At 55.0% G+C, this 11,087-nt stretch carries 11 protein-coding genes; all 11 read left to right on the top strand.

All coding sequences use genetic code 11. The features are described 5' to 3' along the window. A partial coding sequence (locus RYC18_RS18530; protein ID WP_316886583.1) for a DUF2345 domain-containing protein occupies positions 1-1,430 on the top strand: 1,430 nt, incomplete at its 5' end. Continuing rightward, positions 1,427-2,416: a DUF2515 family protein gene (locus RYC18_RS18525; RefSeq protein ID WP_316886582.1), complete on the top strand. Its 990-nt coding sequence runs from the start codon at positions 1,427-1,429 to the stop codon at positions 2,414-2,416. The genes RYC18_RS18530 and RYC18_RS18525, both read left to right, overlap by 4 nt. Next, on the top strand, positions 2,413-3,276 hold the full coding sequence (locus tag RYC18_RS18520; protein WP_316886581.1) for a hypothetical protein: 864 nt from the start codon (positions 2,413-2,415) through the stop codon (positions 3,274-3,276). The genes RYC18_RS18525 and RYC18_RS18520 overlap by 4 nt, the downstream gene beginning before the upstream one ends. A gap of 289 nt (positions 3,277-3,565) precedes the next feature. Next, positions 3,566-3,994: a DUF2628 domain-containing protein gene (locus tag RYC18_RS18515; RefSeq protein ID WP_316886580.1), complete on the top strand. Its 429-nt coding sequence runs from the start codon at positions 3,566-3,568 to the stop codon at positions 3,992-3,994. A 142-nt stretch (positions 3,995-4,136) separates the two neighbouring features. Further along, the gene (locus RYC18_RS18510; RefSeq protein WP_316886579.1) at positions 4,137-5,144 is read left to right on the top strand and encodes a 3-oxoacyl-[acyl-carrier-protein] synthase III C-terminal domain-containing protein; all 1,008 of its coding nucleotides are present in this window, start codon (positions 4,137-4,139) and stop codon (positions 5,142-5,144) included. Continuing rightward, complete coding sequence (locus RYC18_RS18505; protein WP_005746936.1) at positions 5,141-6,157, top strand: NAD-dependent epimerase/dehydratase family protein; 1,017 nt, start codon at positions 5,141-5,143, stop codon at positions 6,155-6,157. Before RYC18_RS18510 ends, RYC18_RS18505 begins: the two co-directional genes overlap by 4 nt. After that, the gene (locus RYC18_RS18500) at positions 6,150-6,956 is read left to right on the top strand and encodes an MBL fold metallo-hydrolase (RefSeq protein WP_005746937.1); all 807 of its coding nucleotides are present in this window, start codon (positions 6,150-6,152) and stop codon (positions 6,954-6,956) included. The genes RYC18_RS18505 and RYC18_RS18500 overlap by 8 nt, the downstream gene beginning before the upstream one ends. Beyond that, positions 6,953-8,236: a F390 synthetase-related protein gene (locus RYC18_RS18495; protein WP_316886578.1), complete on the top strand. Its 1,284-nt coding sequence runs from the start codon at positions 6,953-6,955 to the stop codon at positions 8,234-8,236. The genes RYC18_RS18500 and RYC18_RS18495 overlap by 4 nt, the downstream gene beginning before the upstream one ends. Beyond that, positions 8,233-8,853 carry a phosphatase PAP2 family protein gene (locus tag RYC18_RS18490; protein WP_316886577.1) on the top strand — a complete coding sequence of 207 codons (621 nt, stop codon included), beginning with the start codon at positions 8,233-8,235 and terminating at the stop codon, positions 8,851-8,853. Before RYC18_RS18495 ends, RYC18_RS18490 begins: the two co-directional genes overlap by 4 nt. Further along, on the top strand, positions 8,850-9,986 hold the full coding sequence (locus tag RYC18_RS18485) for a sterol desaturase family protein (RefSeq protein WP_005746940.1): 1,137 nt from the start codon (positions 8,850-8,852) through the stop codon (positions 9,984-9,986). The genes RYC18_RS18490 and RYC18_RS18485 overlap by 4 nt, the downstream gene beginning before the upstream one ends. Then, complete coding sequence (locus RYC18_RS18480) at positions 9,979-11,073, top strand: fatty acid desaturase family protein (protein WP_005746941.1); 1,095 nt, start codon at positions 9,979-9,981, stop codon at positions 11,071-11,073. Before RYC18_RS18485 ends, RYC18_RS18480 begins: the two co-directional genes overlap by 8 nt. The last annotated feature ends 14 nt before the right edge of the window (positions 11,074-11,087 follow it).

Genomic DNA, 11,087 nt, shown 5'->3' with positions numbered 1-11,087 from the left:
TGTCTCAGGATGGCGAGTTGGGCTCCTGCTGGCTGCGCATGATGCAACCGAGCAGCGGACCGGACTGGGGCAGTGTGCATGTGCCGCGTGCCGGCGAAGAGGTGGTTATCACCTTCCTGGATAACGACATTGATCGGCCACTGGTCATGGGCCAGGTCTACGGCGGTCACAAACCCGCCTGGCACTCCAGCGGTCTGATGGCAGGCTACAAAAGCAAGGAAGTCGGCGGCGGTGGTTTCAACCAGTGGGTGATGGACGACTCGACCGGCCAGGTCCGCACCCAGATCCACAGCAGCCACGGGCATACCCAGCTTAACCTTGGTTACCTGATCGACCAGCGCGGCAACAATCGCGGAGGCCTGCGCGGTACCGGGTTTGAATTGCGCACCGATGCTTACGGTGCTTTGCGCGCCCAGCAGGGTTTGTACCTCAGCACCTGGAAACGCAGCGGCGCACAGGGCGCACAGATCGATGCCAGCGAAGCGCAGCAGCAACTGAAAAACAGTGAGCAACGCGTCAAGACCCTGTCCGACACCGCGCAACAGCACAACGCCCTGCCCATGCAGGAAGGCCTGGACAGCCTCACCCAGCTCAACAGCGATGCCGACGTGACTTACGGCAGCGACGACGGCGCCCCGAGCCAAGGGCCCGGTGAACAGCAACGCAACGGCGGCGATACCGCCTGGGCGATCCGCAGCGGCGGACGAGGCAAGACACCGGGTTACCAGCAGCCATTGCTGATCGCCTCCTCCCCTGCCGACATCGCCACCGCCACGCCGAAAAGCACCCACCTGCACAGCGGCAAGCACCTGACCCTGAGCACCGGCGAAGACGTCAGCATTGCTAGCGGCAAATCCCTGCTGGCCAGCGTCGCGCAAAGCATCAGCCTGTTTGCGCAGAACGCCGGGGCCAAGTTGTTTGCTGCCAAGGGCAAGATTGAGCTACAGGCGCAAAGTGATGCGATGGAGTTGACGGCGCAGCAGGGCATGAAAATCACCTCTCTTGCACAGCTAGTGGAAATGTCTGCACAGAAGGAAATTTTGCTCACCAGTGGCGGCGCTTATATCAGGATCATACGCGGCAATATCGAGGTGCATGCGCCAGGCACAATAGACATCAAAGGTGCCAAAAAGACCCTCAGCGGTCCCGCAAGCATGGACTATGCAAATAAGGAGCTTCCCATCGCAGTACCCGCAGGGCTGTATGACGAGCAAAATCGCCTCATGACCACGCACGGTGTACCGCTTGAGGATGTCGCGGTCGAGGTTGATATTCCTGACGAAGGCAAGAAAGTATTTTTTACCGACCAAGACGGTAACATTCCACGGATTTTTCGTGACAAGCCTGGTAATGGCAAGGTTACGCTTGTGCCTGACGAGTTGATCGTGCCCCCAGGATCGGACGAATATTCTCCGAGTAAAAAATCATGAAGAATGACTTTAAATTTAACACTCATGCTTGCTCGATCAACGATCTGAACCCAAAGTGTAGGCAATTATGGTCTATCGGTCAGCAAGTTGCCGTAAGGCGGTTGAGCGTACAGACACGCGCTGCTTACCAGCAACCACCCCGTTACCAGTTGATAAGCGACTTCAGCACGCGTGCTGCGCGTATCGCAGGTAATTACGCTCGAATCTATCTTGAGCTTGAGCCCAAAGGAAAACCTGAGTTAAAAGGACGATTCTACTGGACCGGGTTGGCAGCATTCGCCAGCAAGCAGGTCATGTGTGCGCTGGACTACACGACCCACACTAAGATGAGAGCGGTTCCGTTAATGGACCTATCGCTGGACTTGTCAAAACAGTTTTTAGGCATGGGGAATTTTTGGCTTTTTCAAGATATTTTTGTTTGGCATTGGTTTTATATAAACTACCCAGAGCAGTTCTTTGAATGCATAGACAGTCGAAGTATTGGAGACTGTGAAGATAACTTTCAAGCAAGCTTTAAAAAGCTCCCCTGGTTTAGTGCTGCCGTACCAAAAATCAACAACCTCAAAGTTACCCCCTACCTCAAACAGGGCTTTGAACTCATAAAGAAAACTGAAAGCATGACGACGGTATCAGACCGACGGGCGCTTCAGTATCAATCTTTAATGGCTATCGCCAACCACGAGCAAGTCAAGATTTTACAACCACTTATTTACGAAGACGTCGTTTTTCGAAGATTACTGGACGCCCAGGCTGTGGTCGAGGGCAACTGGGGGGTACCACGCCGCCTGGCTGCATTAAGTACGGCATGTGAAACAAACACAAAAGTGCTAGACAAAGTCATGACCAAGGGAGAGCTTTATGACAAAATTGACCGAATGGTCTTTATTACCGAAATTGCGAACAGTTATCACGAGAAAATGTTTTCTTCAGCGTCCTATATGACCTCGGCAATCAGTACAATTTCCACCTGGAACGAGCGAACATGAAATTTGCTTTATGCCTGACCTTTCTTTTACTCTCTGGATGCTGGGATAACATGCCAAAAAACAGCGCGGTGCAATTATGGCTTGGAGATACCATCGAGACCACCAAGAAAAATCTAGGATCAGATCTTTCCAGTGACTGTGACTCTGAGCTGTGCTGGTATCGGTATCGACAACCCGTACGTAGCGGAAATTTTCTGACCATTACGTTAGGTGGCGAAAAATCCAGATTTGAAATCCAGCGAGTCTTTGCTTTTTCAGTACCGATCTATACTCAGGACGACGAAAAAATCGAGCTGATCAGTCTGAACCCCCTCGAAGTACCCGAGGACTCATTACACACCGAAGCGGAATCAAAGTTTTATGAGCTGCTGACGTCACTCCAGCATGCGGGTTGGAAACGGTATATACGCCTCGGTGAACCACGAATTTCCGGAACAGAATTAAGCAAACTTGGCACGGTGAATGAAGTGCTCGGCAAGCCTGTTATGACAGGCCCCTGGAGTGATCCTTCAATACGCTTACCCGAAGAGCTATGGCGGTCAATGCCCATCTTTAGCGATTGGTCATTTTACCGTGGCAATGAATATCTTACAGTAAGTATTCAACGGGAAGACAGTGAAAAAGAACCCTCTAAAACCGGAACCTATCTTTTTACGCTCACTTTCAAATCCGAAAAAAGATTTTTTTCAGAGTATTTTGATTCATCTGATCGCGATCGCATGAAAGAGCTGCTGCCCGACCTACTGAAAAAGCTGGCATCGCAACGTGCGACCGCGGAAAGCCGATTGAAGGAAATGGGAGTCGCCATTGACGAGAGTTACCAGAATCCAACGATCAGTATCCTGGAAGCACAGCATTGAACCTGATGCGCTTCGCAAGATGGTTGATACACGTCCGGTCATAGGAGGGATCAGCCGCTACAGTCCATAATCTGGCAGCAACCTGCCCAGAAAAAACGAGCGGCTTCAGGCAATGGCTGCCTATCATGTTGAAAGTTGGAAAATTGTGGCGATTTAGCGCCTAGGTCACGCGGTCGCGTAGTACACCACCCGAAAACTCCATACACTCCGCATCCTGATCGTAAAAACGCCAGAACTCAGGATTTCCCGGAAGAAAAACATCACCCCATGGAACATCAGGAGCCGCACCATGAGCACAGCAGGTCAGACGCGCAGCACTGGCACGTACAGCGCCAAGTGGCAGGAGCGCTTCAATTTTTTTGAGACGTATGGTGCGCCGAACGATCCACGGTTCAAAGCCGCTCTAAAATCACTTCCTGGTGTCAGAAAGAAGATGCGGATCAACCTCAACGTCATCGCGTATTTCTTTGGTCCGATCTATTTCTTCGTGCTGGGCCTGTGGAAAAAAAGCTTTGCGTTGCTTGGGATTATGCTCGCCACCAACGCATTGATTCTTCTGGTATGTACGCTTTTGGAGACCGAGGTCCCTTATGCCCTCGGGGGCGGTCTGACTGTGGCGTATTCGCTGATGTATGCCCTGACCGTCAACTACTCCTATTACCTCAAGGAAGTAAAAGGCGAGCAAGGCTGGAACCCGTTCAAGGGCATGCGTCTCTAACTTGCAGATACAAGCAGCCGAATCTGTACAGCTCGATGTACGTGCAGGTTCGCCGCTCCTCGATCAATGACGCGCTCAGCCCTGCGTTGTACCTGAGTAGTCATTCAGGTAATTGCCACATGGATGCAAAGCCAGGACTCTAATGACAGCACCCTATCCCCCAGCAGCCTTGCTGCCACTGAAAATTATTGCGACTGGCGTAGCGGTGCCCGCAAATCGAGTGGACTCGTCTACGCTGGACACGTTATTGAACAAGCCTGCGGGGTATGTCGAAAAGCGCTCGGGTGTACATTGCCGGTTTCACGCCACACTCGACGCCAGCCAGGCCGAACTTGCAGCGCAAGCGCTCCAGGACGCTTTGACCAGGGGGCAGATTCCGGCGAACTCGATTGATCTGCTGATCTCGGCATCGGCAGTCCCCATGCAAGCATTGCCCTGCACCGCAGCGCTGATTCTGAAAGCCGCCCATCTGCCATCGGGTACTCCCGGCTTTGATATCAACAGCAGCTGCGTCGGCTTCATCATCGCGCTGCAAGTGGCCGCTGGTTTGCTCAATGCCGGGATCTATAAGCGCATTGCGATCGTGTCGGCAGATCTGGTTTCGCGCGGTATCGACTGGGATGACGAAGAAAGCTCGCTGATCCTCGGCGACGGCGCAGCCTGTGCCATTGTCGAACGCGGTAGCGGCAGCAGCGGCATTCTGAGCAGCCTCTCCGAGACTTACCCGGAAGGTAGCGAACTGTGCGAGATTCAAGCAGGCGGCACACGCCGTAATCCGCGTGCCGGCATGACTGACAAAGACTTTCTGTTCCACATGAAGGGCAAGCAGCTGTTTCGTCAGGCTGCCGCGTTGATCGAGGGCTATCTCGCACGATTACTCGAAAGCAGCGGTTTGACCCTGGCCGATATCGCCACCGTCGTACCTCATCAAGCCAGCCATCTTTCGCTTGAGCACATGCGAAAACGTCTGGGAGTACCTTCTGAAGTGCTGGTAGATATTTATCGTTATCACGGCAATCAGGTATCGGCCTCGATTCCAACAGCGCTGCATACTGCCTTTACTACCGGCCGCTTCACGCCAGGCAAGCCGGTAATGCTGATAGGCACCGCTGCAGGTTTGACACTGGCGGGCATGGTGCTGTTGCCATGAAGGTTCTGCTGACCGGCGCCACCAGTGGCCTTGGACGCAATGCAGCTGAGTGGCTGTTGAACGCTGGCCATAAGGTGCATGCAACCGGACGTGACCCAACAGTGGGAGGTCTACTGCGAAATCAGGGAGCCGAATTCACGGCAATGGATCTGACCAAGGCTACCGCGAAGGAATGCGAGCGAATGATGCTCGGCTGCGACGTCGTCTGGCACTGCGCCGCGAAGTCTTCTCCCTGGGGCAGCAAGGTCGAGTTTGATGAGGCCAACGTGGTAGCAACACAGAAGCTGGCCGAGGCAGCCGGACGTTGCGGCGTCTCGCGATTCGTGCATATTTCCACGCCCGCCATTTACTTCGACTTTCAGAATCATAAGTGTATTGACGAGCAATACCGTGCCCGACGATTCGCCAATCACTACGCCAGCAGCAAGTACCAGGCAGAACAATCCATACAGGCGATGGTGCCGCTTTATCCACAGACCACGTTTATTATCCTGCGGCCCCGAGGCTTGTTCGGCCCCCATGACCGGGTGATTCTGCCCCGGATCCTGGGCCAGATAGAACGCGACCGTGGCGTGCTGCGCTTGCCCGGCGGTGGTCAGGCGGTTCTGGACCTGACGTTCGTGCTCAACGTTATTCACGCCATGGACTTGGCAAGCCACAACAGTTCTTTGTCTTCCGGAGCGGCCTACAACATCACCAATCACCAGCCTATGCGGTTAGTGGATACGTTGCATTTGTTACTGCACGATCAACTCGGCCTTCGTTATCGTGTTCAGCCCATGCCCTATAAGTTGCTTCACACACTGGCGATTGCACTTGAGTTGCTGGCCTCTGTAACGCGTAAGGAGCCCGTGCTGACCCGCTACAGTGTGGCAGCTGTGAACTTCGATATGACCCTGAGCCAGACGCGAGCCATTGAAGAGCTGGGCTACCGACCTCGGTATACGATGGAAGAAAGTATTCAGCTCACGGGGCAATGGCTCAAGTCTCAAGCGGTGAAGCGCCATGGCTAGCATCACCACTTTCGAAGTGGGTTACTGCACGCATATCGGCTGCATGGCGTTGCAAGGCGCTGGCCTGCGGGTCTGCAAATTTCCATCCAGGGCGTATCTGCTGGAGGTCGGCGATCGCCGCTGGTTATGGGATACCGGCTACGCCAACCATTTTCAGGAGCATACCCGGTCGGGGGTGTTCCGCATCTACAGCCAGGTTACCCCGGTATACCTGGATGCGGGTGAAACGCTGCTGGATCAGCTGCGTAATGCGGGTTACGCGGCCAACGATATCCAGGCGCTGATCATTTCCCACTTTCATGCCGATCACATTGCCGGCCTGCGGGACTTCAGTCATCTCGACTTTATCTGCTCGGGCGAAGGCTGGCAGAAAACCCGCTCCTTACGTGGCATCGCCGCGCTCAAGCGCGCCTTCGTACCGGGACTGATTCCGGAAGGTTTCGAGGCAGCGTTGCAGTTCGTGGAGGGCTTTGAGCAGGTGAGCCTGTCTGAGCAGTTGGCCCCGTTTACACATGGCTACGAGCTACCGGGCAGTGAGGGGCAGATTGTTCTGGTGCCGCTACCAGGACATGCCGCCGGACACCTGGGGGCATTTATTCTCACTGACGAGGGCTGGACACTGCTGGCCAGTGATTCAGCGTGGTCGCCGCTAAGCTATCAAGAATTGCGCGGGCCTTCTGTGCTTGCCAACGTGCTGATGGACGACAGCAAGGCCTACTACCAGACGCTGACCCGTCTGAACCTGTTGTGGGCAGCAGGCCATGTGGATATTCGTTTGTGCCACGAGGGCGATTTATGATCCCGGTGATGACGCTCTGGCACTACTGGCGAGCGCGTCGCCTGCGCTTTTCCAGTCGTCAGGCACTGGAGCATTTTCAGAACAGGCAACTGAAACGCTTTGCACATAGGGTGCTGGCCAAAAGTCCTCATTTTCGGGCTTACAGCGCTCTGCCATTCAACGAATGGCCGCTGATGGACAAAGCGCTGATGATGACGCAGTTCGACCAGATGAACACGGCAGGTCTGCAACGTGATCAGTTGCTGGCCTGCGCAAGGCGCGGCGAAGCCGAGCGCGACTTCACGCCACGCATCGGCCGCTTTAGCGTCGGGCTGTCCTCGGGCACTTCAGGGCAGCGCGGCGTTTTCGTCGTGAGCCCGCAGGAGCAGCAGATCTGGGCGGGCGGGATGCTTGCCAAAATGCTGCCAGACGGTATTTTCGCGGGTGAGCGAGTGGCACTTTTTCTACGTGCGGACAGCAACCTGTACCACAGCGTGGACAATCGCTGGTTGAGCCTGGCCTTTTACGATCTGTTTTCACCATTCCTTGAGCAATTGCCTCGCCTGCAAGCGCAGGCACCGACCATCATCGTGGCACCAGCACAGGTGCTACGCGCCTTGGCGCTGGCCGTCATGGACGGGCAGATTCAACTCGACGTTAAGAAGGTGATCTCCGTTGCCGAAGTCCTGGACGCGCAGGACCGTCAGTTATTGAACACGGTGTTCCGCGAAGTCGGTGAGGTCTATCAGGCAACCGAAGGTTTCCTGGCCGCCACATGCGCGCATGGCACGCTGCATTTGAACGAAGAGTTTGTGCATATCGAGCCCCAATGGCTGGATGAACATCGTTTTACGCCACTGATAACCGACTTCACCCGCAGCACCCAACCAATCGTGCGCTACAGGCTGGATGATGTACTGGTCAGGCAATCCGAGCCTTGCGCCTGCGGTCAGCATTCGATGGCCATTGCCCGAATCGAAGGTCGCCGCGACGATCAACTGTCGCTGCCTGATCAGCAAGGCGGGATGCAGATTATCTTTGCCGACCTGTGCAGCCGGGCAATTGCCAATGCGCTGCCATTGACCAGTGACTACCGCTTGATTCAGCTCTCGAAGACCCGATTGCAGTTGATTGCAGACTGCACGCAAGCAGAACTGGAGCATGGCGGCAGGCAACTTGTCACGTTATTCGCGCAACAGGGCATTGCCACTGACAAACTTGAATGGCAACTGACGGTGCAGGCCGTGATGCCGAACTTCGACCGGAAACGGCGACGTATTGTCCGGCAGGCAGAAGCATGAGCAACCCCCTACTATTCAGGTTATGGCAGATGCTGCTTGGCTGGGGCTCGGTCGGTCTGATCTATACGCTGACCGACCACCTGCAGAGCCCAGGTCAGATCATGACGCCCTCGTCGTTCGACCAAATGATCGCGTTCACGCCGCACGCCATCTGGCTGTACCTGTCGTTTTTTATTGTCGTTCCACTGGGCTACCTGATGACCCCGCTTGATCGGGTACGCTGGCTTTCCCGCGCCATGCGTCTTACTGCTGTGGGTGCAGGGACGGTCTATATGGTGTGGCCCACAACGATGGTATACCCGGTTGATGAGGGCACAACGTTAAGCTCTGCACTGCTGGCAGCACTGACTTATGTGGACTCGGCTCAGAATTGCCTTCCATCCCTGCACATGGCCCTGATGGTGCTGGCAGTCTGGGGAATCAGCGCAGCAAGGCCTACAGTACGCACCGCAGTGTTCGTGTTTTGGGTAGCCACCATTGCCTATTCGATCCTGCAATTGCGTCGCCATCTGTTCGTTGACGTTGTCAGCGGCGCTGTACTCGCGCTGGTGGCGGGATGGCTGATCGATGCACTTGCCCAACGCAGACAAATCGCACTGAAAGGTAATCTGCAATGAGCGATCTGGCCATTCCGATCATCATCATGCTGCTGGCAGTCACAGGCGAAGCGGTCATCCTGCACTGGATACAGCGCAAGCCGGTTGACTGGCATGATGTGGTGTTCAATCTGAATTCCGGGCACATCATGCTTTGGCTATTCCGTGGCCTGGAAGTGATCTGTTACGGACTTGTCGCCAAGTACTTGAGCCTTGGCCTGCTGGATACATGGCCGACACTATGGGTCTGGGCGTTCGCGTTGCTGGCCTGGGATTTCTGTTTCTACTGGCTGCACCGCCTTCATCACCACGTTGGCGTGCTCTGGGCCGTGCATGTGGTGCATCATCAGGGCGAGCACTTCAACCTGTCTCTGGGCGTGCGTAATTCGTGGTATTCGTCGCTGACGTCGATTCCGTTCTTTATTCCGCTGGCCGTGCTAGGGGTGCCACTGGATGTGTTTGTCGCAGTGTCGATCCTGCATTACTCGATGCAGTTCTTTAACCATAATGCGCTGACACCCAGGCTGGGCGTGCTGGAGAAGATTTTCGTTACTCCGACCCATCACCGCGTGCATCACGTCAAGGACAGGGCCTACTCAGACAAGAACTTCGGCGGTACTTTCATTTTCTGGGACAAGCTGTTCGGCACATTTTCCAGGCTGCCCGATGTGCCTTACACGTTTGGAATCGGAGGGCCTCGCTCTTCCGCGAACCCGCTCTGGGCCAGCAACGTACCTTTTCTGCATTACCTGCGACTGTCGATAAAATCGAACGAACCGACCCGCTCGCGCATTTCGGGTTTGAGCATTTTCAGTGGCGCGTTGCTGCTCTTCGCGCTGGTGGTGGGCTATATCTATCAATACGGCTATGGCTACAACGACATCACCTGGCCGCAGGTCGTCCTGTTCGTTTTTCTCGTGGTGGGCTCGGTGGCGCTGGGAGGAATGACCGAAGCGAGGACCTGGAGTGTTCCTGTCTGGCTGATAGTCAGCCTGGGGCTGGCGTCGCTGTTTCTGGGTTATTACGGCTGGTCGCAGGTTTACTGGCAATTGCCGATGGTCGCCCTCGCCCTGCACGGCGCATGGGTGGCCGTGTCTTCTCGCGGCAAAAAAGATGTGTCAGCCGCAAATCCCGTGGAAAAACCTCATGGCTGAATCACTTGCCCCCCTGTCATTTCCTGCCGATGGCGAACAGGCATTTCATCAAGCCCTGAAAAAGGCGGCTCACGCATATCTGGCAGACGACCATCGCTATGCCAGCACTCGGCAAAAAGTAGTGGCATTACTCCTAACTGTACTGTGTGGTGGCTTTTATACCTTGAGCCTGATGCAGCACACCGCGTGGGCATTCGTGGGGTGCTATTTCATGTTTGTCCTGACAGGCATGCTGCTCAACGTAATGGTGTTTCACGACGCTACGCATAACGCTTTTTTTCGGCTGTCCTGGGCAAACCGACTGGTAGGCCGGTTAATGACTTTACCGCTAGGCATCGACCCGGATTACTGGCGAGTCAGGCATGTGCAGTTTCATCATGCCTACGCCAACGTCGAGCATTACGATCTGGACACCGAAGAGAATGGCGTCCTGCGACAATCGCCTTTCCAGAGCTGGCGCAAACACATGCGCTACCAACATATTTACTGGCCCATGGTCGCCGCATTGTCCCTGCCCTATATCTCCTGGATATTCGACTGGTCGGACCGCTTGGAGAAGACGCCGCTCAAGGCCAAAAAAGTCCTGCCGGGCAACAAAGGCTGGGCCGTATTTTTAGCCAGCAAGGCATGCCACCTTCTGCTGGTACTGATAGTGCCGCTGGTGGTATTCGAGGGTAACTGGACAGTAGTGCTAATGGCATATTTGCTGAGCCAGATGCTCGCTTCTGTATGGGTGGTCTTTCTGCTGCTTGGCACACACTGGGCAGAGGCCGAGTTCTATCAACCATCCGACAACCCCTTAATGCCCCACGGCTGGTATCGACATAATTTCGCGACGACCTGTGACTGGCAAACCAAGCCACGCTGGCTGCACCATGTTGTCGGCGGCCTGAACTTTCATCTGACTCATCACCTTTTCCCTGGATGGAGTCATCGCCACTATCCGGCGCTGGCAAACATCATCGCAGAGCTGGCCCCCCAATACGGTATGAGCTACCGCTGCATCGACTACCGCGAGTTGCTGAGACAGCAGCGAAAGTTTCTGCGCGGCATGGGCCAGGAACCGCACGTGACGAAAACTACATAACAGGCGCCGAGCCA

It is taken from the genome of Pseudomonas syringae group sp. 247E2 (assembly GCF_032587795.1).
In the GTDB taxonomy this organism is placed as follows: Bacteria; Pseudomonadota; Gammaproteobacteria; order Pseudomonadales; family Pseudomonadaceae; genus Aquipseudomonas; species Aquipseudomonas amygdali.
The sequence above is the reverse complement of the archived record's forward strand: the minus strand, read 5'-3'. Positions and strand labels throughout refer to the sequence as shown.

Excerpts from the sequence above, each read along its gene's own strand:
- RYC18_RS18515 (WP_316886580.1), top strand. The coding sequence starts at position 3,566 with ATGAGCACAGCAGGTCAGACGCGCAGCACTGGCACGTACAGCGCCAAG.
- RYC18_RS18495 (WP_316886578.1), top strand. The coding sequence starts at position 6,953 with ATGATCCCGGTGATGACGCTCTGGCACTACTGGCGAGCGCGTCGCCTG.
- RYC18_RS18490 (WP_316886577.1), top strand. The coding sequence starts at position 8,233 with ATGAGCAACCCCCTACTATTCAGGTTATGGCAGATGCTGCTTGGCTGG.
- RYC18_RS18500 (WP_005746937.1), top strand. The coding sequence starts at position 6,150 with ATGGCTAGCATCACCACTTTCGAAGTGGGTTACTGCACGCATATCGGC.
- RYC18_RS18520 (WP_316886581.1), top strand. The coding sequence starts at position 2,413 with ATGAAATTTGCTTTATGCCTGACCTTTCTTTTACTCTCTGGATGCTGG.
- RYC18_RS18480 (WP_005746941.1), top strand. The coding sequence starts at position 9,979 with ATGGCTGAATCACTTGCCCCCCTGTCATTTCCTGCCGATGGCGAACAG.
- RYC18_RS18505 (WP_005746936.1), top strand. The coding sequence starts at position 5,141 with ATGAAGGTTCTGCTGACCGGCGCCACCAGTGGCCTTGGACGCAATGCA.
- RYC18_RS18525 (WP_316886582.1), top strand. The coding sequence starts at position 1,427 with ATGAAGAATGACTTTAAATTTAACACTCATGCTTGCTCGATCAACGAT.
- RYC18_RS18485 (WP_005746940.1), top strand. The coding sequence starts at position 8,850 with ATGAGCGATCTGGCCATTCCGATCATCATCATGCTGCTGGCAGTCACA.
- RYC18_RS18510 (WP_316886579.1), top strand. The coding sequence starts at position 4,137 with ATGACAGCACCCTATCCCCCAGCAGCCTTGCTGCCACTGAAAATTATT.